Origin of the sequence: Gracilibacillus sp. HCP3S3_G5_2, from assembly GCF_052063305.1 — a bacterium.
Taxonomy (GTDB): Bacteria; Bacillota; Bacilli; order Bacillales; family Amphibacillaceae; genus Gracilibacillus.
The window spans coordinates 191,222-212,492 of sequence record NZ_JBQHXU010000005.1 but is presented as its reverse complement, the minus strand read 5'-3'; the positions used below and the strand labels follow the sequence as shown (position 1 = coordinate 212,492).

Sequence of the window (21,271 nt, the reverse complement as noted above, 5' to 3'; positions counted from 1 at the left end):
GTTCGGTTTCATTTATTGTACAGGATCGATAGTAATGGACTCTCCTTCACTGTCGATTTTAAAGATGCCACTATTTATGGCACTATCGGTATAATCCTTTAAGTAATTCTCTAGACTCTCATTAGTATCCACTATAACTAAATAATCGGCATTAGATAATTTGCTCTTAAACTCCTCTTTATCTTCCTTTGATGATAGCTGCGTAGCTATACTATAATTATCAGATAGCTGTTCGTAGTATAATACTTTATCTAAAAAGCCGTTATCATCTTTGCTTTTAGGGCTGAAATACACTACTTCGATGTCCTCGAAATTCTCATTTGGTATATCACTCACTAATTCTTTTACCCGGTACCTAAGGTTTGATTCTATTTCTGGTTTAGTAAACATTTTTAACGTATTGTCTTGGAATGGAAAAAGAGCCATCACACTTAAAATAACGAATAGCGATATCTTCATAATTTGACCACGTATATTAGTAAAGAAAGTTGATATCTTATTAACATTTACTAACATCAGTAAGCCTGTTATATAGATAATAGCAGTGGATTGGTACCGTTTGAATCCTGCTAATCTTGACGCCTCATTTTCTGGCATTAAGAATACATACATTAAAAATAAAGAAAAAACATATAGAATATAAAATATATTCGTGAACAAGAAAGTCCCTAATAGTAATGTGTCTAATTTTTTATATTTTAAATAAAACAAGAAAAGCATGATTAATGTAAATACATTTATAAGAATTAGCAATAACACATTAGAATTTTCAAAACTAGTAGCTGATTCAATAATATCCGGAACTATATTATTCATAAACTCAGGGGACTTCTCTATATCAGTAATTGTACTTAGATTCACTTCAAACTTACTGCTTTCATAGGTATCTTCTACATAAGCTTTATCAACATATTGCCCCCATAGGAAATTAAAAAATAAAGGTATCGCTAAAATAGAAATTAGGAAATATGCAAGTAAATTAGCTTTCTTCACAACAGAACCTTGTTTCTGCATTGTATAGTAATTAGAAATCAATAGAATGATAATAACAACTACGTTTAATATAAAGAATAGCTTACCACTATCTTTAATAAGAAGTAGAAAAGTCATTAGTGGTGCATTTATCAAAAATAACTTACGCCAGTCATTTCTATAATAATAAGCAATAACAGATATACTGAGAGCTGTTAATCCTAGTAATGTATCCACTAATAAGTGATAGAAACTCTGTGTAATAATTGAGACTAGGACAACACTAATTATCATTGGCATTAGAATAGTAGATGGTTTCTTCCATTTTGAAAATGCAAATAGAACCGAAAGATTAGCTCCAATTAGTATGCCTTGAGCCATTAACGTATGGCTTTCGGTATAGCCGATAATCTTATTGATGAAATAGATAAATATCGCACTTCCAGGTGGATATGTCGTGTAGTTGACCATAGTAGTATGATCAGGTAATCCCTCAATCCTAAACATTTCTTTAATAATTAATGCCCAGTGACTAAAATTATCATAGTGTAGGTAAATAATTCCCTTTAAGTAAAAAGCGATAAACAATCCAAATAACATAAAGAAAAGAACACCTGGAGTTACAGCATTTTTCCAAGATAATGGTTCATTTTGTTTGTATGCTTGAAAAGTGTAATAAATCAATAAAATTAACCCAATTAAAAAAATAATATAGACTACTTGCGTTAGAATATTTAGAATGCCCGAAATAAATAAAACGCAAGTAACTACAGAAAATAGGAAGATCGGTATGAATGTAGGATATAACTTAAACTTTTTATATATCAGTACACTCCATCCTATTAATGATAATAACAATATTCCCGATAATAAATATGTTAGCATAAGACTCACTCCATATTACGCACTCTTGAAAACCCAAACACGTTGTATATAATAACTCATTAGAAACAATATGGTATCTACAAAAATCTTTATAACTACTTCCCCACTACCAATCATCATGTAAATCAAATAAACTCCATAAGATGAAATAAGCATTTGAGTTATACTAAGAGTATAATATTTGTAAATAGTCCTCTTGGATTTGTTTTGAAAAACAAATGTTTTATTTACAAAATAGTTAAATAATGATGATAGTACTCTAGCTCCAATGGTAGCATAGAAAATAAAAGAATTCGGGAATGCTTCTTTTAAAAGGACAGATAACAAGGCAAATAATAATATGTCTATCCCAAAAGATGATAAAGATGAAATGGCGTACTTAAAGAAAATTGTATAAATTTTTAATGAATCTGCAATTGGATTGAAATGAGAAGATTCATTGTCATTCAAATAAATTGTTTGGATGGTGACTTCTTCAATTTCAATACCTTTTTTGCGAGCTTCCAAAATCATATTCATTTCGTATTCATATCTTTCACCTTTTATGTCCAATAGGTATGGCAAAGCATTAATGTGTATGCCCCTTAAACCTGTTTGCGTATCTGCAATTTTCATACCAGTAGCAAGATAAAGTACTTTTGAAGTCAATTTATTTCCAAAGCGGCTTCGGAACGGTATATCTTTTTGAGAGAAATCACGTGAACCTAAAACAATCTTTCTGTCTGTATTTAATAATTGGTCAGCTACCTTTTTTATATCATCCGGTGCATGTTGACCATCTGCATCCACTGTAATAACGCCATGTAATTCTTGATAGTGATTTAGAGCGTAATTAAAGGCGTTTTTTAATCCTCTGCCTTTCCCCATATTAATTGCATGCTGTAATATTTCACATTCATTTTTCTCTTTAATTTGATCAAAGATGATGGAACATTTTTCTTTACTACCATCATTTATAACTAAAATATTGTCAAATCCTTTTGATTTGAGTTCATCTATGAAACCTAACAACTCATGATCAGGGTTGTAAGCAGGAATGATAATAAGAATCTCTTTAAATGTCTTCATTTTCTCCTCCACTGCAAGATGTGTATTGTGATTTTTCTATCCTGTCCCAAAAGATTCGATATAATTGTTCAAAAGGTGACTATTTTTTAAAAATTCACCTTGATTGTTTACTTATATCTTACATTTTACCCTCCATAGAAGCATTTTACACATGAAGTTTTAATATGGTATCAAGTTAAAATACGGATAAGTAAATGAAATGGCCAGGTGCAAATTGTACTTAAAAAATGTGAAAAAGTTTATCAACATAGTTATAAATCTTATTTTATAACCGATATAAATAATAAGATGAGAAGGAGGTGAAATGATGAGGTTAAAGGTTTGCATTCTTTTCTTCTTGTTTAATATACTTTCCTTCTTTTTCTATATATCCGATTCATTGGCTACAACCGAAGTTTCAAGCAATGCAGAAGCTTTCGAAATAAACGAAAATGAAGTAATGGAAGAAGAGCATTCTAGTAAACAAAATAATGAAGCTCAGCAAGTACAACAGGATAAAGAGATAGAAGAAGTGGAAGAAAGTAGTGTGAATATCCAGACGACACAGAGTCTTGAAAAAGAGCAAAATAAGACAGAGTCTGATGAGCTAAAAAGACCGAATATTGATCAGTCAAATATAAAAGAAGAAAAAAATGACGATACACTATCTCAAAAAGATGAAAATCTTAAACAACAAGTAACAACTTCATCTGTGGAATCACAGTATTTTCAAAACGGAACATACGATGATGGCGTAATTGAACTGAAATTGAATCTTGCAAAAGCAGGATTTAAAGTTTCGGATAATCCAACTGACCACTTTGGACCAATTACAGAAAAAGTTGTAAAGGAATTTCAACTGTATTATGGACTAACAGTAACAGGTATTGCTGACGATCAAACTTTGGAAAAGTTGGATAGTATTATTAACAATCCATTGCAAAATGGTAATAGAAATGATGAAACGATAGAATTAAAGCATAATCTAGCGACATTAGGATTCGTAGTGCCTGGTAATATGACAGAACACTATGGCGATCTAACAGAGGCTACTGTTAAGGAATTCCAAGAAGCATATGGTCTTGTTCCTTCTGGAATAGCAGATGAAGTAACATTGAGAAAGATAAATGAATTGTTAGAAGCGCCATTATCGAATGGAATGTATCGTGAAGATGTTATTGAATTGAAAATTAACTTAGCTAAAGTAGGATTCAAAGTATCGAATAACCCAACTAATCATTTTGGGCCGCTTACCGAAGCAGCTGTAAAGCAGTTTCAAGAATACTATGATTTAGCTGTTACCGGTGTCGCTGATGAAACAACACTACGGAAACTAGATGAAATCCTTAATAGTCCATTGCAGAATGGTAACAGAAATGATGAGACAAAAGAATTAAAGCATAATCTAGCGACATTAGGATTCATCGTGCCTGGTAATATGACAGATCTCTATGGTGATCAAACGGAGGCTACTGTTAAGAGATTCCAAGAAGCATATGGGCTTGTTCCTTCTGGAATAGCAGATGAAGTAACATTGAGAAAGATAAGTGAATTGCTAGAAGCGCCATTATCGAATGGAATGTATCGTGAAGATGTTATTGAATTGAAAATTAACTTAGCTAAAGTAGGATTCAAAGTATCGAATAACCCAACTAATCATTTTGGGCCGCTTACAGAAGCAACTGTAAAGCAGTTTCAAGAATACTATGAATTAACAGTTACCGGTGTCGCTGATGAAACAACCCTAAAGAAACTAGATGAAATTCTTAGTAGCCCATTGCAGAATGGTAACAGAAATAATGAGACAAGAGAATTAAAGCATAATCTAGCGACATTAGGATTCGTCGTGCCTGGTAATATGACGGAACTCTATGGTGATCAAACGGAGGCTACTGTTAAGGAATTCCAAGAAGCATATGGTCTTGTTCCTTCTGGAATAGCAGATGAAGTAACATTGAGAAAGATAAGTGAATTGTTAGAAGCGCCATTATCGAATGGAATGTATCGTGAAGATGTTATTGAATTGAAAATTAACTTAGCTAAAGTAGGATTCAAAGTATCAAATAACCCAACTAATCATTTTGGGCCGCTTACCGAAGCAGCTGTAAAGCAGTTTCAGGAATACTATGATTTAGCTGTTACCGGTGTCGCTGATGAAACAACACTACGGAAACTAGATGAAATCCTTAATAGTCCATTGCAGAATGGTAACAGAAATGATGAGACAAAAGAATTAAAGCATAATCTAGCGACATTAGGATTCATCGTGCCTGGTAACATGACAGACCATTACGGTCCCCAAACAGAGAAAACTGTAAAAGAGTTTCAAGCTTATTATGGCTTAAAAAGCAATGGAATAGCAGATGAGAGGACGCTTAACAAGATTGAAGAAGTGTTATCAAGTCCGTTACAAAATGGAAATTATAATGAAAAAACCATTCAATTAAAACATGATCTGAAATCACTAGGATTTGTAGTGTCTGGTAATATGACAGACCATTATGGTCCAAAAACAGAACAAACTGTTAAAGACTTTCAAAGGCATTATGGATTAAAGCAAAACGGTATCGCAGACACTCCAACTTTAAATAAAATAAAAGAAATATTATCTAGTCCAATGCAGAATGGTAACTACAATAGTAGAACAGTACAGTTGAAATATGATTTAGCTGCATTAGGTTTTGTAGTACCAGGAAATATGACAGAACATTACGGGCCTAAAACAGAAGAGGCCGTAAAAAGCTTTCAAAAAGCATATGGCTTACCAGTAAGTGGAATAGCTGACGAAATCACTTTGCAAACAATTGAAACTGCTTTGCGAACAATGGAAGATAATCTTGTAACTATATTTATAGATCCTGGTCATGGTGGCACTGACCCAGGTGCTATTGGTTACGGAATAAATGAAAAAGACGTTGTGCTTGATATAGCTAAAAAAGCGTCAGACTACTTAACTAAAAATTATCTTGGAGTTCGTACGGTTCTTTCAAGAGAAAGTGATATATATGTTTCTCTTGATGATCGGACAAGACATGCAAATTCAATTGGGGCAGATTACTTTGTAAGTATCCATAATAATGCATTTAATGGTAGTGCCAGTGGGTTTGAGACTTATATTTATAACGGGTCTAGTTCTGCAACTACCAAAAACAACCAGAAAATAATTCATAATTATTTAATTGACCAATTGAATGTCAACGATCGAGGTATGAAAGAGGCTAATTTTCATGTATTAAGAACTAGTAATATGCCATCCATCTTGATTGAATTTTTATTCATTGATAACAAAGCTGAAAATGAAAAACTAAGAGATAGCAGTTATCGAGAATGGCTGGGTCAGATCACTGCTGAGGCAATAGCCAAGGCATATGGTCTGAAAAAGAAATAAGAACAGTATCAGTTGCTGTTCAGCTCCGGAAACTTTGAACTAGATATCACAAGATACAAGTAAAAACGTCGATCTTCATGAAATGGAAGATCGACGTTTTTGTGGTTAAAGTCAATTTATCTTATTCGATTAAATGATAAGAAATATAATAAAATCTATGTTACAGGATACAATTATGATATAATAGGTATGTTTTGATGTGATATAAATGCGTATTAATGAGAGGAAGATGATTATGAAAATAGCTGTAGCAGGCACGGGCTATGTTGGATTATCCAATGCAATACTATTAGCACAGCATAATGAAGTATATGCTTTAGATATAATAGAAGAAAAAGTACAATTAATTAATAACAAGAAATCACCTATTGTAGACCCGGAGATTGAAGATTATCTAGAAAATAAAGACTTGAATTTAACTGCGACAACAGATGAAAAGCAAGCGTATCAGGATGCAAGCTATGTGATCATATCGACTCCAACAAACTATGACCCGGACAAAAACTACTTCGATACATCGACTGTAGAAAAAGTGATTGATACGGTCCTGTCGATTAATCCTGATGCAACGATGGTAATCAAATCCACGATACCTGTGGGCTATACGTTAGAATTACGTGAAAAGTTTCAAACAGAGAACATCATCTTCTCTCCCGAATTTTTAAGAGAAGGAAGAGCTTTGTATGATAATTTGTATCCTTCTCGTATTGTGGTAGGAGAGCAATCCGACCGTGCCCATATTTTTGCTAACTTACTGGCAGAAGGGGCTATTAAAGACAATATAGAGATGTTATTTACAAATTCGACAGAAGCGGAAGCAATTAAGTTGTTTGCGAACACTTACTTAGCAATGCGTGTTGCCTTCTTTAATGAGTTAGATACTTATGCCGAAATCCGTGGTCTTAATACCCAACAAATTATCGAAGGAGTTGGCTTAGACCCTAGAATCGGCAATCACTATAATAATCCTTCTTTTGGTTATGGTGGCTATTGTTTGCCAAAGGATACAAAACAATTATTGGCAAATTATCAGGACGTACCGAATAATATTATGACAGCTATTGTAGATGCCAACCGTACTCGTAAGGATCATATCGCAGCAAGTATACTAGCGAAAAAACCTCAAGTAGTTGGGATTTACCGTTTAACGATGAAAACTAATTCTGATAATTTCCGACAATCAGCGATTCAAGGAGTTATGAAGCGTCTAAAAGCTGAGGGAGTAGAAATAATTATATATGAGCCAAATCTTGAGCAAGAAACTTTTTATAATTCTAAAGTTGTCGAAGAGTTTAGTGCTTTTAAGCACAAGGCAGATGTTATTGTTGCGAATCGATTAACGGATGAATTGAAAAATGTAAGGAATAAAGTATACACACGTGATTTATTTAGTAGGGATTAAAATTTGCGGTAGTAGAAAAATATAAAAAATACAACCTAGATCTTAATATTTGGAGGTACAAAATGCAAAAAGTAAAAAAGGCGATTATACCAGCAGCTGGACTCGGTACTAGGTTTTTACCAGCAACGAAAGCAATGCCAAAAGAAATGTTACCAATTGTAGATAAACCTACTATTCAGTATATAGTCGAAGAAGCTGTTGAATCCGGTATAGAAGATATTATTATTGTAACTGGTAAAGGGAAAAGAGCAATTGAAGATCATTTTGATCATAATTTCGAATTAGAAGATAATTTAATGAAAAAAGGAAAATTTGAGCTACTGGAAAAAACGAAGCAACCAGCTAAAGTAGATATCCACTATATTCGTCAAAAAGAACCTTTAGGGTTGGGACATGCAGTATGGTGTGCACGCAAATTTATCGGAAATGACCCGTTCGCGGTGTTACTGGGTGATGATATTGTTCAGGCCGATACACCTTGTTTAAAACAACTAATCGATCAGTTTAACCAGACAGATAAATCCGTTATAGGTGTACAACAGGTTAGCGAAAATGAGACAGATCGATATGGTATTGTTGCTCCGAAGGAAAGACACGATAGGTTATATTCCATCGATTATTTAGTAGAAAAACCAAAAAAAGGTACAGCACCGTCTAATTTAGCGATTATGGGACGTTATGTATTAACTGCAGAAATATTTGAGTATCTAGAAAAACATGATATTGGTTCTGGAGGAGAAATTCAACTTACAGATGCGATCCAACGCCTTAACGAAGCAAATAAAGTTTATGCATATGATTTTCAAGGAAGTAGATTCGATGTAGGGGAAACTTTGGGTTTTGTTAGCACAACGATTGAATTCGCGCTGCAAAATGAAAAAATTGGCGATGATGTAAAAATTGTAATAGAGAATTTATTAGAGAAATACAAGCCTAAGTTTGAAGAGAAGATGAAATAATTAATAACTAGCGAAAAAAACCGAACTTCCATAAAAGAAGTTCGGTTACTTTTTTATTGTACAGCCGATTCTGGAGTACTTTCCATCTCAGGTGTAGTTTGTTCAGTTCCTACTGTTGATTCCAGATTTTCCTCTTCAATTAAGTCTAGATGGGTCTGCAAAATTTGTTTCGTTTCAGCAAGCTGTTGCTCATCAAGACTATAATAATAAATATTATTAAGATATAAGTCGGTACCTTCAAGGTTTAATGTTTCGACATCAAGGCTTCCTGATGTACCATAAGAGACGAAAGCTTTCATTTCATCAAACGTTAAATTAGTCGTCATGTTGTTTCCAACAGCCTGAATAGCATCATCTATTTTGAAGACAGAATTAACGGAAGTAGCTTTGTCAATTACTGCTTTCATTATTTCTTGCTGTCTTTTACCACGCTCTACATCATTATCAATTTTACGTGTTCTAGCAAATGCTAGTGCTTCTTCACCATCTAAAGTCTGTTCACCAGGGAGAAGGTGAATAGCATCCCGTTTATCTTCAGAGTTAGACTCGGTAAACTCGAATGGAACATCTATATCTACACCGCCGATTGCGTCAATTACATCAACAAATGCATTGAAATTCAATCTGACGTAATAATCAACCGGAACATCTAAGAAATTCTCTACTGTGTCAATTGTTGCATGAACACCGCCAAATGCATGAGCGTGAGTAATTTTGTCTTCATATCCAACTTCTGGGACATACACATAAGAATCACGTGGAATACTTAGCATTTTAACGCTCTTATCATTCTTGTTAAGTGTAGCTAAAATTAATGCATCGGAACGAACTGGTTCGTCATTTGCGCCTCTATGCTCACTACCATCCACACCAATAAATAGAACAGAGACATGGTCTTCTGTAGGGTCTACTACTTCAGCTCGCAATTCGGACTTCTCACGACCATCACTTTCATACGACTCTGATACAACTTTTTCTGCTTCATTAATTAAATTAATAGCATAGGCTGATACAGCAGCTATTAATACTAGTAAAGGTACAAAGATAAAAAATAAAATCCTTCTGCGCTTTTTCTTCTTATTTGATACTTTTATTTGAGTTCTCGAATTCATCTCTTTTTTTGACATTGTATTTCCCCCGATTTCTTAATTAACCCACACACTAAAGTACATTTTACTATGAAATAGTGTCTACGTAAATTGTATTTAGGAAATTAATCGATAATTTAATATATTAGACGTATTTTTGTAATAAAAGTTACATCCATTTAAAAGAAAGAAATATGTCGATTCTATGTTAAATGTGGAAAATATGGTAACATGTAAATGATCAATTATTGACGAAAGAAAGGGCGAATTCATATGAAAATAGCTGTAGCAGGAACGGGCTATATTGGATTATCCCATGAGATAGTATTAGCAAAACATAATGAAGTTTATGCTTTAGATATAATAGAAGAAAAGTTCAACTAATTAATAACAAGAAATCACCTAGTGTGAACCCGGAGATTGAATATTATCTAGCAAATAAAGACTTGAACTTAGCAGCGACAAGGGATGAAAAGCAAGCAATGTGATATCACAGCAAGTATACTAGCGAAAAAACCTCAAGTAGTTGGGATTTATCGTTTAACGATGAAAACTAATTCTGATAATTTCCGACAATCAGCGATTCAAGGGATAATGAAACGATTGAAAGCGGAAGGTGTAGAAGTGGTTGTATATGAACCAAACCTGCAAGAAGAAACATTCTTCCATTCAAAAGTGATGAAAGACTTTGATGCTTTTAAAGACTTGGCAGATGTTATTGTGGCGAACCGCTTAACAGATCAATTAAAAACAGTTAAGGATAAAGTGTATACTAGAGATCTTTATAGCAGAGATTAGTTTTTACAGATAACGGTCTGGATTTAATCATTAAAATCGAATATTTATAGTATACATGAAGTGAAATCGTGCTATAATGGTTCAAGGTATTTTTAAAAGAAACTATGGTAAAATGATGATAATAGGACTTTATTATTAAGTAGGTGTAATTATGTTTAACGTAACGGAGTTAATAGTAGCATTTCTGCTTTCAGCTACGGTGGCATTTGCGTCAACTCCTCTTATTAAGAAATTAGCAATGAAAGTGAATGCAATAGATTTACCAGATGAGCGAAAAAAACACGACGGTGTCAAGGCCCGATTAGGTGGGCTTGCCATTGTATTAGGTGTTACCGCAGGTCTGCTTTATTTACAGCCACAACATCCACATATGATGGAAATCATTATCGGTGGTATCATCATTGTGATTACGGGTGTAATCGATGATATTGTTGGATTAAAAGCATACCAGAAATTAATTGGTCAACTTGCTGCAGCACTTGTTGTTGTATCGTCTGGGCTAGTCATAGATAAGTTAACAATACCCTTTATGGGGACAGTTCAACTAGAAGGTATTGGTTTGATTCTTACAGTTTTATGGGTTGTTGGTGTTACCAATGCCATTAACCTTATTGATGGTTTGGATGGACTAGCAGCAGGTGTTTCGGCGATAGGTTTAACAAGTATCTTAATTATCGCCATCACTGACTATCGTCTGATCGTTGTTTATTTAGGAATGGTGCTAGTCGGAAGTTGTTTAGGTTTTCTATATCATAACTTCTATCCTGCTAAAATTTTTATGGGCGATACTGGGGCTTTGTTTTTAGGATATGCAATTGCTGTGATATCCATGCTCGGTCTCTTTAAGAATGTCGCTTTTTTCAGTTTTATCATTCCGATCATCATCATTGCTGTTCCAATCTTTGATACGCTGTTTGCGATTGTACGTCGCTTGATCAATAAACAAAATATTGGTACAGCAGACCGCAAACATATTCATTATCAACTGATTGATATGGGATACAGCCATCAAGCTTCTGTGTTGATCATTTATGGATTTAGTGGTTTCTTTGGTATTATGGCTATTATCTTTAACAGTGCCACTATGTTAACATCATTGATTATTTTAGGTTTTATTGTTATCGGCATTCAGTTAATAGCTGAACTCACCGGCATTGTTAAGAATGGTCAGCAACCGATATTAAGCAGTATCAGAAAATTAATAGGCAGAAAACAAAAGGTGTAGCTATATAAAGTCAGTACTTATAAAAAGTGCTGGCTTTTTTTTGTTGTTGGCGAGGTATTATGCTATCTTCATGAGATATATTTCTCTACTCACGAGATAAGTGATTCCTTTAATGAGATATCCTCCTACGACATATATTTCACCAATAGAGTAGCTTATCTTGCTATTAATCAACAAACGACACCTACTCATCGCATCAATTGATTATAGAGATGAAGGGAGGTGGAACATATGGCTTTAGCGGAAAGAATTGATTCCAGACTTCAGTTAACGTTCGAGAATGGGACTGATCCAATCTCTGGAGACATGGTTTATAAGACAAAGTCCTTTAACAATGTGAAGTTAGATGCAACGGCGGATCAACTTCTGACAGTCACACAAGCACTTGTCCCATTACAGCAGCATGCTTTGTATTCAGTAAAACGAAATGACACGGAATTAATTACAGAAGATTAATTCTCAATGAATGAAAACAAGGGAGGTGTACGTAATGAAGAAACTCGAATTAAGATTTGAAAATGAAGAGGGGAAGACAATAACCTTCTCGTTGGATAATCCAGTGGAGCCAGCAGACCCTGCAGCAGTATCTGAGGCGATGGATACCATCCTGAGTGAAAATGCCTTCTTTTCCTCAGGCGGTGATTTAGTCGCAAAGCAAAGTGCGCGAATCGTTGAGCGAAATGTTAGCGAAATTGAAATCTAATCCAGTAAAAAGGAGAGCATAGAAGCTCTCCTTTCATTCATTTAGGAATAAGACGCGGAGATGATTCACATACGCACTAGCTGAGTGAGACAAAGTCGTTCTTTCAATCGAGTCATTTCGCTCTCATCAACTGACAAACGTTGATACTCGTCTCTTGGGCAAAAGTCCTCATCCGTTCGCAAATACACCGTAATTCCTTTTATCACAGTTGCTGCGGGTTTCTAGGCTTTTCTTCGTAAGCACGTTTTGAAGGAGAAAGCAGACTGAATCATCGGCAACATGTAGAAGGAGATAGCTCGAAGTGGAAGAGTAGTGCCAACTACAAGCTACGATGATTTCAAAAGAAAAGCAGTGTCACTTTGTCCGTATCATTCAACTACTAAAAGGAGAGGAGTCCATCACATGGAGCAAACGTGGATATCGTTAGTTACCGATCTCGGTTTTCCAGTTGCGGTGACATTCTATTTGCTACACCGTATTGAAACAAAGCTCAATACATTAATTGAGTCCATTGTTGCTTTACCAGACAAAATGCGTTAGCAAAAGTTAACCTCAGCTAACCCCCATAGTTAGCTGAGGTCATTAAAGAAGGCTGTTAGACGGACGGTTCGAATGTATGGCAATCTGTTTCTTTCTCATTAGCAGCACGTTTTCCGCTATGGCTGACTACATAGATGGTATCTGCGAGACATCTATTGCCTTCAGCCCAGAACTTACAGTTATTTACCTCACATTTAACATCTTTCGCCATCCTCCACACCTCCTATATCCATATTCTGATTCAAGAATACAAAAAAATGTGTGGGAAATATTACTTTTGCGGATACTTTGCCAATAATTCCTTGATGTAGAAATTACCAGGATTAATATAAAAATGATTGGCAGCAGCTTTGTATGACTTCTTCTCATAAAAGACATTCCCGAGAATCGCATGGCAATAATTCTTTTCAAGGAGGTTTCCGGTCAGCTCGAAATAAGGGATAATTTCATCCGTGATTTTACGACGGTAATCTTCATTACCGTGTACTTGTTGGATAATTCCTTTTAACAGATAAAAAGAATACTCATATTTTTTCCCTTTTTTCATTTTTTTAGCACCTTCTATATAGTTTAGAGACATCTGTGGATTTTGAAGTAAAGCATATATATATGCGATAAAAAAGATATATTTAGCCTTTTTCATCGGTATTTTTTCATTGTTCATCGCGTTCTTACAATATCTTAAAGCGTTATTGTAATCCTTGTTTTGTAGATAAGCTATACTTAATACATAGTAAATATAATTCTTGTGTATACTCGTATAATTTGTCAGAATACTGTGTAGCTCTTGAATAATTTTAGCAATTGGTTTATTCTGGCTGTCTATCGCGTTTTTAATTAAAATGAGTCGAGACAGTAAAGTATTTGGCTGATTGAAGGTTGATTGGAATATTGTTAGAGCAGTAAAGCCATGGAAAACGGAATCTAAATTGTTACCAATTTTCTCATAAGCATAGGCATAGTACAGGTGAATTTCTCCATCTCTTTCTAACATTTCAGGATTGATGTTCGTCGCATCACGGAAGTAACGAAGTGCATCACTTAAATGATCTAATAACAAGTAATAAAAACCAATCGCTTTTATGTAGGGATAGTTGCTCGCAGGGGAAAGTACTTCAGCATATTTCTGTATTTTTTCTAAATAGTTAGATGCTAGATCTGTGCGTTCGACAATTAGAGCATGTAAAAAATTACATAATGAGAGTAACCCTTTCTGGTCATAATAATAAGTAATAGGGAATTTTTTAAGCTCGTTGTAGTATTTATTTGCTTCAGCATAATTTCTTTGGGTGATACTTTGTTGCCAAGAGGTTAACTGGGAAAAGAGTGGATGATATTCCTGATGGATCAATTCCTTGATTTGGAGAACTTTTTGGATTTTTAACATTAGTTCTGCTGACGGTTGGTATTTTCCTGATTCAATTTTGCTAATTGTCGATACACTAGTATTAACTTTCCTTGCCAGTTTTTCCTGTGTCCAGTTAAGCTCTTTCCTGTATTTACGGATTAGCTTTCCTTTATCATACATGGGAACCACACCACTTCCTTATAAATATAGTACTAAAGTCTATAATACTATATTATCATAAATAATCCATAAAAATACCAAAAAAAGTTAAATTATTTACAGAAACCTTCGATGGTAAAGCCAATAATCAACAGAATCACCACAATAACAAATGTTTTTAACCCGATCATCGGTATAACAGATAGTAAGAAAATAATAAATAGAATAAAGCCAATGATCATGACGAAACTAAAATGTAAGAATTGTTTCATGGATTGCTTCCCCTTTTTGGATGGTTTCATTACTATAGCGTATGACATTCGCCTAGAATCGTGATTTTTGAGTTATTTCCTAAAATGGCATATAATGTGTGGGTGAAGGGGGAATGATGGATGAGAAATATAAATATAAACGATTATCGTAGAGCAGATTATCCAATTGATGATATGTTCTTAAACCGCTGGTCACCTCGTTCTTTTTCAGAACAAGAGGTTGATGAGGAAACATTGATGAGTGTTTTGGAAGCATCTCGCTGGGCTCCATCTGCTATGAATAAACAGCCGTGGCGGTTTATAATTGCGAGAACGGAGGAAGACCGCAAGAAATTTCATTCTTTTATTATGGACGGAAACCTCGCATGGTGTAGTAAGGTACCTGCATTCGCATTAGTAATTTCAGACACAGAAGCAGGTGGATCACATTGCTTTGATACTGGAGCAGCTTGGGGATATTTATCATTACAGGCGATGAAGAACGGTCTCATAACGCATGCAATGGGCGGATTCCATAAGGATAAAGCTCGTGAAGTACTAAACATTCCGGAACAATTTGCTATTCATGCCGTTATAGCAATTGGTTACCAGGATGAAAAAGATAAATTAGATGAAAAATTCCAAGAACGCGAATTACCTTCCAATCGTCGTCCACTGACTGAAACGGTGATGGAAGGAGAGTTTAGAGCCTGAAAGTAGATCAGGTTCTTTTTTTTTATGAGATCGTTGTTGGCTAGATAAGTCCCTCGGCACATGGAGGAACAAGATTTGTTCCATCTGGTCTGATCGATCCATACAGATTAATGATGCATCCTGTGGTGTTGGGTAATCGTTTATCCCTGTTCAAAGATTTGTCTAATTATTAAACGCAAGAGTATTTGATACTGAAGTCTTCCTTCCTACATATTAGCCCATAAGTTAAACTAATTAATTTAAAAACTACTCTGGCCTTCATTTGCTAGCGTCTATTTTGACAAAAAAACAGGTTATATGTACCTAAAAATTAGCCACCTCCAAGAAAAGACAGTAACACCTTTTGTTCGACAAAAATATACAAAATAATATAAACAAATAGACTCTCAAAACTACCATATTATTACCAATTAATATAACTTTCGGATTATTTTTGTATACTTTTATTCCTTTTTGTTGAAAAAGAGATAGGAAAGATGTAGTATAAACTACAGAGTAAAATAGTAAGAAAAAGGCAAACCGCTTGAAAAAACGGGACGCAAAGCCTAGGGTCTAAGGGTAGTATACATGAATCATATTACCTATGGCAGCCTGGTTACCTAAAATACTTAACTTATATGTATGTTGTTTTAGGCTATTTCTGTACTTGATAAGGAGAAATAGCCTTTTTATTATATTAAAAAAGAAAACAGGAGGAAATATCAATGCGTATAGCGATAGTGAAAGAAGCTTCTATCTATCGACAAGGTTTAGAAGGGGTCCTTTCTAATGAGTTTAAATCATATGATGTTATTGCAGTAGAACCAAAGCAGCAAGGCAAACTCCGAGACTATATTATTGACCTACTCATCATTGATATTGACACGAATGAAAATACGATGAATTTAATTGAGACATACATGGAAAACAACAAGAAAATTATTGTCTGGACAGAGGATACCTCTCACCCAGCGTTAACAGAGCTTTTTAAAATGGATCTCCATGGTTATTTCTATAATGGAATGGAAAAAGAAGAACTTATTCATGCGATAAAGAAGATTCTTACTGGACAGCATTATATTCATGAAGAGCTTTCAGCGGTTTTGTTAGGAGATTACCGTGAAATTCACAGCCGTAAAGAAAGACGACCAGTAGGGGTGTTCACTAACCGAGAATGGGAAGTAATGGAGCTCTTAACAAAGGGTTATAGTAACCATCGAATTAGTGAGAAATTATATATTACTGATAAAACCGTTAAAAATCATATCAGCTCGATCTTGAGAAAATTAGAAGTGCCAGATCGAACGAATGCCGTAATCACTGCGTTAAAAAACCAATGGTTCCGTGTTTCATAGCGAGAGAAAGCCTGTGCAAGAGAATGCACAGGCTTTTTTTTATATCCAATACTAGAAAAAATTTCAAGAAATCATCAGATAGTTATGACAAATAAAAAAAGTTTATGTTATAATTTCGATTATGTGGTGTGATCCTAGTGAAAATAATCGACAAAAATCATCTGATAGACTATATGCGGAGGTTACAAAATGGAAGAAACGATATCTTTGAAAGAGATTTTTGAAGTCCTGAAAAAGCGTATATTACTCATTATAGTATTAATTGTTGGTGCAGCAGCTATAAGTGCTATTGTTAGTTTCTTTGTTTTAACACCAACCTATCAATCTAGTACTCAATTTATTGTAAACCAAGATACGAATGAGACGAATAATGTCGACCTGAACCAAATACGTTCCAACGTAGAGATTATCAATACATATAACGATATTATTACAAGTAACCGGATATTAGAACAAGTAGTAGATGAAATGAACTTAACGATTTCAACAGGAGCATTAAGTGGAAAATTATCATTATCCAATTCTGAAAATTCACAGGTTGTTACCTTAACAGCGACAGACTATGATCCAGCAGTGGCAGCCGAAATTGCCAATACAACAGTAGAAATATTCCGTGAGGATTTACCGGAGTTAATGAATGTCAACAATGTAAACATCCTATCTGCAGCAGAAGTGCCTGCTAATCCAACACCTGTTAATCCTAAACCAATGCTTAATATTGCAATCGCTATAGTGCTTGGTGCGATGATTGGGGTAGGTTTAGCGTTCTTACTTGAATACTTAGACAATACAATTAAAACAGAACAAGATGTCGAAGATAAATTAGCGTTACCTATTCTTGGTGTCGTATCCCATATTGATGAAAAAGATATGATGTCGATGGGAAAGCCAGTTTCCATCAATAAGAAAAGAGAGAGGGGGAGCGTAAGTGGTCAAACGAAAAAAACAGTCTAACCTAAAGAATGTAAGACACTTAATTACAAAGATGAACCCGCGTTCTCCTATTTCCGAGCAATATAAAACGATTCGAACAAACTTACAATTTTCTTCGGTAGATGGAGAATTGAAAACGATGCTGGTGACATCTTCTGGCCCATCAGAAGGAAAATCATCGACAACAGCGAACCTAGCGATCGTATTTGCTCAACAAGGAAAGAAAGTGTTACTAATTGACGCGGATATGCGTAAGCCAACATTGCACTACACATTCCGAGTGGATAATCGTAAAGGATTAAGCAGTGTGCTGGTAGGGGAAGCGGAATTGCATGACTCTATTACAAATAGCGATATAGCAGGATTGGATTTATTATCTTGTGGTCCGATCCCTCCGAATCCATCTGAACTGTTAGGATCCAAAGCAATGGAAAATCTTATTTCCAATGCCAGTGATGAGTATGATTTAGTGCTGTTTGACACACCGCCTGTACTAGCGGTAACTGATGCGCAGATACTAGCTAATATTTGCGATGGAGCAGTAATGGTTGTACGTAGCAACCAAACAGAGTATGATGCAGCGACCAAGGCGAAAGAACTGCTAGAGGTTGGTAACGCCAAATTGCTAGGTGTTGTACTGAATGACCGGGAACAGAAAAAAGGTCACTATTATTATTACGGTAGTTAAAGTGAAAACCTTTCGACAATTAAAGTCGAAAGGTTTTTTTGAATGATCCCCCATAAAATAAGCAAGCTATACTAACATATATAGTATGGACATAAAATGTTATTACTTTCCAAACAATGTGGAATATGGTATTCTTTACAAAGAACAGGACTTAGGTCTTGAACTATATGCGTAGTAACGAGAAAGGATGGTGCTTATGTTGGATATTAATCCATATATACTTCCAATTAATCAAGAAAGTGTAGCGAACATCACCTCGTCGATCGCAATAGCGAAGGAAGCAGAAAAGGCAGGAGTCAATAAAATTATTGCTACACCAAGATACATACAAGGACAACAAGAAAGCCGTAAAGATACCATTACTAATCTCGTTGAAAAAATTAATCAACAGCTAATCGAACAAAATACAAAGGTTGAGATTATTCCGGGGCATATGATTCGGATTCATGGAGATCTGGAACAGAAGCTAGAGAATGGCAGCTACATAACTTATGGTACGGACCCTGAATATGTCTTTATCGAATTAATGTATGATCATATTCCAGAATATACGAAACAGCTATGCTATGATCTACTACTTAAAGGATATAAGCCTATATTAGTTCATCCTGAAAAAAATGTGGCAATCCAGGAAGATCCTGATAACCTATACAGTATGGTGAAGAATGGTGTGCTAGTGCAGGTTAGTGCAAAAAGTATAACAGGGAAAAAAGGGAAAAAACTACAAAAGCTCACACAACAATTTGCGAAAAATAACCTCGTCCATTTCATCGGTTCAGATACCTCAGAAGCAAAGGATTATTACTTAGATGCTGCATGGAAGCGTCTGAAGCAGCACATACCTTTTAATAAGTGGTATGTACTACAAGACAACATGCATTTACTCTTGGATAATAGAATGGTACAAGGCGAAGAACCAACGCGAATGAAGAAGAAGAGAATATTAGGGATCTTATAAGCATAGTTAAACTGAATTTTCATAATATTAAGATTTCTGAAAGAGTTTCTTCTTCCTTTGTTTGTTTTATTTTGGCTTGTTTACTGCTATACTTTAAGGTGGCTTCCTGAGGTAGAGGAATACATATAATAGAGAAAGGACGATGGATGTAATGATTGATATTCATTGTCATATATTACCTGGAGTAGATGATGGTGCAAAGCATGCAGAAGATAGTGTGCAAATGGCGAAAAATGCTGTTTCACAAGGGATTAACACGATTATTGCCACACCACATCACATGAATGGTAGTTATGATAACTATAAGGATGATATATTAATAGCGGTAGATCAATTAAATGATAGACTACAAGAGGAAGATATTCCGCTTACGATTCTGCCAGGTCAGGAAACACGAATAAACGGGGAGATGTTAACGGATTTAGAAAATGGGCAACTGCTCCCTCTTAATGAAACAAGTGGATATTTATTCGTGGAGCTTCCATCCAATCATGTTCCACGTTACACAAAACAATTAATGTTTGATTTACAGTTGAAAGGGATCAAACCAATTATTGTACATCCAGAGCGGAATAAAGAGTTAATCGAAAATCCTGACATATTATATGATTTAGTAAGTAACGGGACGTTAACACAGGTTACCGCAGCAAGTATCGCTGGAAAGTTTGGTAAAAAAATCAAGAAATTCAGCCTGCAATTGATCGAAGCAAATTTAACGCATTTTATCGCCTCTGATGCACATAATATAACGAGTAGAGGTTTTGTTATGCAGGATGCGCATGCACTGGTGAAAGATAAGTTTGGTTCCTCCGTGCTCTATTGGTATATGGAAAATGCGCAATACTTAGTCAATGGCGATCATGTAGTAGGAGATGTCCCAGAGAAAATCAAACGGAAGAAGATAATGGGAATGTTCTAGTGGCAAGTAATTTCTTGTTAGTGAAATATGCTTTAAATATAATCTTATAAATTATTGGAGGATTGTAATTATTATGAAAAAAGTAAGAAAAGCGATAATTCCAGCAGCAGGACTGGGGACTAGATTTTTACCTGCAACAAAGGCAATGCCGAAAGAAATTCTACCAATTGTGGATAAACCAACAATTCAATATATCGTAGAAGAAGCAATTGAATCAGGGATTGAAGATATTATTATTGTAACTGGTAAAGGTAAACGTGCCATCGAAGATCACTTTGATCATAACTTTGAATTAGAAGATAACTTATTAAAAAAAGGTAAATTCGAATTGTTAGAAAAAACAAAACAACCAGCAGAAGTAGATATTCATTATATACGACAGAAAGAACCGTTAGGATTAGGACACGCTGTGTGGTGCGCACGTAAATTTATTGGGGATGAACCATTTGCGGTTTTACTTGGTGATGATATTGTACAAGCGGAAACTCCTTGCTTGAAGCAATTAATAGATGAGTATGAGAGTACAGGTGGCTCTATTATCGGTGTACAACAGGTTCCTGATCATGAGACGCATCGTTATGGCATTGTGGATCCGAAAGAACAGCACGGTAAAAACTACTCTGTCAATAAATTTGTCGAAAAGCCGGAACCAGGAACAGCTCCATCCAACTTAGCAATAATGGGACGTTACGTATTATCCCCAACTATTTTTAAATATTTAGAGCAGAAAGAAGTAGGGGCTGGTGGCGAAATTCAATTGACGGATGCGATTCAGCGATTAAATGAATCACAAAGTGTATTTGCCTATGACTTTGCGGGGAAACGTTATGATGTAGGAGAAAAGCTAGGTTTCATCAAAACAACGATAGAATTTGCTCTGGAAAATGAAGAAATAGGTGAGGAAGTACAAAAAATTATTAACCAATTGGCAGTAGAAAGCAAAGTAAATCAATAAATAAG

Annotated in this window: 20 protein-coding genes, 1 pseudogene and 1 riboswitch; of the genes and pseudogenes, 15 read left to right on the top strand and 6 right to left on the bottom strand. The window is 35.0% G+C overall.

All coding sequences use genetic code 11. The features are described from left to right. Window positions 1–12: 12 nt before the first annotated feature. Together ACTNEP_RS09795 and ACTNEP_RS09790 are read right to left on the bottom strand one after the other, a co-directional pair. Window positions 13–1,857: a hypothetical protein gene (locus ACTNEP_RS09795; protein WP_441161731.1), complete on the bottom strand. Its 1,845-nt coding sequence runs from the start codon at window positions 1,855–1,857 to the stop codon at window positions 13–15. Window positions 1,858–1,872: 15 nt separating this feature from the next. Then, window positions 1,873–2,925 carry a glycosyltransferase gene (locus ACTNEP_RS09790; RefSeq protein ID WP_441161730.1) on the bottom strand — a complete coding sequence of 351 codons (1,053 nt, stop codon included), beginning with the start codon at window positions 2,923–2,925 and terminating at the stop codon, window positions 1,873–1,875. Window positions 2,926–3,232: 307 nt separating this feature from the next. On the opposite strand from ACTNEP_RS09790, the gene ACTNEP_RS09785 reads away from it, so the two are divergent. The 3 genes from ACTNEP_RS09785 (at window position 3,233) to galU (ACTNEP_RS09775) (ending at window position 8,653) form a co-directional block, all read left to right on the top strand. Continuing rightward, on the top strand, window positions 3,233–6,292 hold the full coding sequence (locus tag ACTNEP_RS09785) for a peptidoglycan-binding protein (protein ID WP_441161729.1): 3,060 nt from the start codon (window positions 3,233–3,235) through the stop codon (window positions 6,290–6,292). Window positions 6,293–6,527: 235 nt separating this feature from the next. Beyond that, window positions 6,528–7,694 (top strand): nucleotide sugar dehydrogenase, encoded by a 1,167-nt coding sequence (locus tag ACTNEP_RS09780; RefSeq protein WP_441161728.1) that lies wholly within the window; start codon window positions 6,528–6,530, stop codon window positions 7,692–7,694. 62 nt (window positions 7,695–7,756) lie between these two features. Further along, the gene (galU, locus tag ACTNEP_RS09775; protein WP_441161727.1) at window positions 7,757–8,653 is read left to right on the top strand and encodes a UTP--glucose-1-phosphate uridylyltransferase GalU; all 897 of its coding nucleotides are present in this window, start codon (window positions 7,757–7,759) and stop codon (window positions 8,651–8,653) included. Window positions 8,654–8,706: 53 nt separating this feature from the next. Here the strand turns inward: galU (ACTNEP_RS09775) and ACTNEP_RS09770 are convergent, their stop codons facing one another. Beyond that, window positions 8,707–9,780: an LCP family protein gene (locus ACTNEP_RS09770; RefSeq protein WP_441161726.1), complete on the bottom strand. Its 1,074-nt coding sequence runs from the start codon at window positions 9,778–9,780 to the stop codon at window positions 8,707–8,709. A 477-nt stretch (window positions 9,781–10,257) separates the two neighbouring features. Here ACTNEP_RS09770 and ACTNEP_RS09765 point away from each other — a divergent pair. The 5 genes and pseudogenes from ACTNEP_RS09765 to ACTNEP_RS09745 all read left to right on the top strand — a co-directional run. Continuing rightward, window positions 10,258–10,539, top strand: a pseudogene (locus ACTNEP_RS09765) (UDP binding domain-containing protein); the annotation flags it as partial. A 151-nt stretch (window positions 10,540–10,690) separates the two neighbouring features. Continuing rightward, the gene (locus ACTNEP_RS09760; RefSeq protein WP_441161725.1) at window positions 10,691–11,764 is read left to right on the top strand and encodes a glycosyltransferase family 4 protein; all 1,074 of its coding nucleotides are present in this window, start codon (window positions 10,691–10,693) and stop codon (window positions 11,762–11,764) included. Between the two features lie 231 nt (window positions 11,765–11,995). Beyond that, window positions 11,996–12,220, top strand: coding sequence for a DUF1659 domain-containing protein (locus tag ACTNEP_RS09755; RefSeq protein WP_441161723.1), 225 nt, complete (start codon window positions 11,996–11,998; stop codon window positions 12,218–12,220). 34 nt (window positions 12,221–12,254) lie between these two features. Continuing rightward, entirely contained in the window at window positions 12,255–12,467 is a 213-nt protein-coding gene (locus ACTNEP_RS09750) for a DUF2922 domain-containing protein (RefSeq protein WP_441161722.1), read from the top strand. 402 nt (window positions 12,468–12,869) lie between these two features. Next, complete coding sequence (locus tag ACTNEP_RS09745) at window positions 12,870–13,007, top strand: YvrJ family protein (RefSeq protein WP_441161721.1); 138 nt, start codon at window positions 12,870–12,872, stop codon at window positions 13,005–13,007. Between the two features lie 55 nt (window positions 13,008–13,062). Here the strand turns inward: ACTNEP_RS09745 and ACTNEP_RS09740 are convergent, their stop codons facing one another. The 3 genes from ACTNEP_RS09740 to ACTNEP_RS09730 all read right to left on the bottom strand — a co-directional run bounded on the left by ACTNEP_RS09740 (window position 13,063) and on the right by ACTNEP_RS09730 (window position 14,786). Continuing rightward, window positions 13,063–13,218 carry a DUF1540 domain-containing protein gene (locus tag ACTNEP_RS09740; protein ID WP_441161719.1) on the bottom strand — a complete coding sequence of 52 codons (156 nt, stop codon included), beginning with the start codon at window positions 13,216–13,218 and terminating at the stop codon, window positions 13,063–13,065. A 60-nt stretch (window positions 13,219–13,278) separates the two neighbouring features. Next, on the bottom strand, window positions 13,279–14,535 hold the full coding sequence (locus ACTNEP_RS09735) for a helix-turn-helix domain-containing protein (protein WP_441161718.1): 1,257 nt from the start codon (window positions 14,533–14,535) through the stop codon (window positions 13,279–13,281). Window positions 14,536–14,627: 92 nt separating this feature from the next. After that, window positions 14,628–14,786, bottom strand: a complete 159-nt coding sequence (locus tag ACTNEP_RS09730; RefSeq protein WP_441161717.1) for a hypothetical protein — start codon at window positions 14,784–14,786, stop codon at window positions 14,628–14,630. A 120-nt stretch (window positions 14,787–14,906) separates the two neighbouring features. Here ACTNEP_RS09730 and ACTNEP_RS09725 point away from each other — a divergent pair, with 120 nt between their 5' ends. The 7 genes from ACTNEP_RS09725 (at window position 14,907) to galU (ACTNEP_RS09695) (ending at window position 21,266) form a co-directional block, all read left to right on the top strand. Next, entirely contained in the window at window positions 14,907–15,479 is a 573-nt protein-coding gene (locus ACTNEP_RS09725) for a nitroreductase family protein (protein WP_441161715.1), read from the top strand. Window positions 15,480–15,982: 503 nt separating this feature from the next. Next, window positions 15,983–16,082, top strand: a riboswitch (cyclic di-GMP riboswitch). A gap of 101 nt (window positions 16,083–16,183) precedes the next feature. Next, entirely contained in the window at window positions 16,184–16,813 is a 630-nt protein-coding gene (locus tag ACTNEP_RS09720) for a response regulator transcription factor (protein ID WP_441161714.1), read from the top strand. A 189-nt stretch (window positions 16,814–17,002) separates the two neighbouring features. Next, complete coding sequence (locus ACTNEP_RS09715; protein ID WP_441161713.1) at window positions 17,003–17,767, top strand: YveK family protein; 765 nt, start codon at window positions 17,003–17,005, stop codon at window positions 17,765–17,767. Continuing rightward, entirely contained in the window at window positions 17,742–18,434 is a 693-nt protein-coding gene (locus ACTNEP_RS09710) for a CpsD/CapB family tyrosine-protein kinase (RefSeq protein ID WP_441161712.1), read from the top strand. The genes ACTNEP_RS09715 and ACTNEP_RS09710 overlap by 26 nt, the downstream gene beginning before the upstream one ends. Before the next feature lie 196 nt (window positions 18,435–18,630). Next, on the top strand, window positions 18,631–19,392 hold the full coding sequence (locus ACTNEP_RS09705; protein WP_441161711.1) for a CpsB/CapC family capsule biosynthesis tyrosine phosphatase: 762 nt from the start codon (window positions 18,631–18,633) through the stop codon (window positions 19,390–19,392). Window positions 19,393–19,543: 151 nt separating this feature from the next. Further along, window positions 19,544–20,311 (top strand): tyrosine-protein phosphatase, encoded by a 768-nt coding sequence (locus ACTNEP_RS09700; RefSeq protein ID WP_441161823.1) that lies wholly within the window; start codon window positions 19,544–19,546, stop codon window positions 20,309–20,311. A gap of 73 nt (window positions 20,312–20,384) precedes the next feature. Further along, a complete protein-coding gene (gene galU / locus ACTNEP_RS09695) occupies window positions 20,385–21,266 on the top strand; it encodes a UTP--glucose-1-phosphate uridylyltransferase GalU (RefSeq protein ID WP_441161710.1) in 882 nt (293 codons plus the stop codon). Window positions 21,267–21,271 lie beyond the last annotated feature (5 nt).

Bases quoted from the DNA above. Each gene is read 5' to 3' on its own strand.
- ACTNEP_RS09705 (WP_441161711.1), top strand. From the start codon at position 18,631: ATGTTGGATATTAATCCATATATACTTCCAATTAATCAAGAAAGTGTA.
- ACTNEP_RS09760 (WP_441161725.1), top strand. From the start codon at position 10,691: ATGTTTAACGTAACGGAGTTAATAGTAGCATTTCTGCTTTCAGCTACG.
- ACTNEP_RS09715 (WP_441161713.1), top strand. From the start codon at position 17,003: ATGGAAGAAACGATATCTTTGAAAGAGATTTTTGAAGTCCTGAAAAAG.
- ACTNEP_RS09745 (WP_441161721.1), top strand. From the start codon at position 12,870: ATGGAGCAAACGTGGATATCGTTAGTTACCGATCTCGGTTTTCCAGTT.
- ACTNEP_RS09785 (WP_441161729.1), top strand. From the start codon at position 3,233: ATGAGGTTAAAGGTTTGCATTCTTTTCTTCTTGTTTAATATACTTTCC.
- ACTNEP_RS09735 (WP_441161718.1), bottom strand. From the start codon at position 14,535: ATGTATGATAAAGGAAAGCTAATCCGTAAATACAGGAAAGAGCTTAAC.
- ACTNEP_RS09700 (WP_441161823.1), top strand. From the start codon at position 19,544: ATGATTGATATTCATTGTCATATATTACCTGGAGTAGATGATGGTGCA.
- ACTNEP_RS09790 (WP_441161730.1), bottom strand. From the start codon at position 2,925: ATGAAGACATTTAAAGAGATTCTTATTATCATTCCTGCTTACAACCCT.
- ACTNEP_RS09770 (WP_441161726.1), bottom strand. From the start codon at position 9,780: ATGTCAAAAAAAGAGATGAATTCGAGAACTCAAATAAAAGTATCAAAT.
- ACTNEP_RS09720 (WP_441161714.1), top strand. From the start codon at position 16,184: ATGCGTATAGCGATAGTGAAAGAAGCTTCTATCTATCGACAAGGTTTA.
- ACTNEP_RS09725 (WP_441161715.1), top strand. From the start codon at position 14,907: ATGAGAAATATAAATATAAACGATTATCGTAGAGCAGATTATCCAATT.
- ACTNEP_RS09755 (WP_441161723.1), top strand. From the start codon at position 11,996: ATGGCTTTAGCGGAAAGAATTGATTCCAGACTTCAGTTAACGTTCGAG.
- ACTNEP_RS09750 (WP_441161722.1), top strand. From the start codon at position 12,255: ATGAAGAAACTCGAATTAAGATTTGAAAATGAAGAGGGGAAGACAATA.
- ACTNEP_RS09740 (WP_441161719.1), bottom strand. From the start codon at position 13,218: ATGGCGAAAGATGTTAAATGTGAGGTAAATAACTGTAAGTTCTGGGCT.
- galU (WP_441161727.1), top strand. From the start codon at position 7,757: ATGCAAAAAGTAAAAAAGGCGATTATACCAGCAGCTGGACTCGGTACT.
- ACTNEP_RS09730 (WP_441161717.1), bottom strand. From the start codon at position 14,786: ATGAAACAATTCTTACATTTTAGTTTCGTCATGATCATTGGCTTTATT.
- ACTNEP_RS09780 (WP_441161728.1), top strand. From the start codon at position 6,528: ATGAAAATAGCTGTAGCAGGCACGGGCTATGTTGGATTATCCAATGCA.
- galU (WP_441161710.1), top strand. From the start codon at position 20,385: ATGAAAAAAGTAAGAAAAGCGATAATTCCAGCAGCAGGACTGGGGACT.
- ACTNEP_RS09795 (WP_441161731.1), bottom strand. From the start codon at position 1,857: ATGCTAACATATTTATTATCGGGAATATTGTTATTATCATTAATAGGA.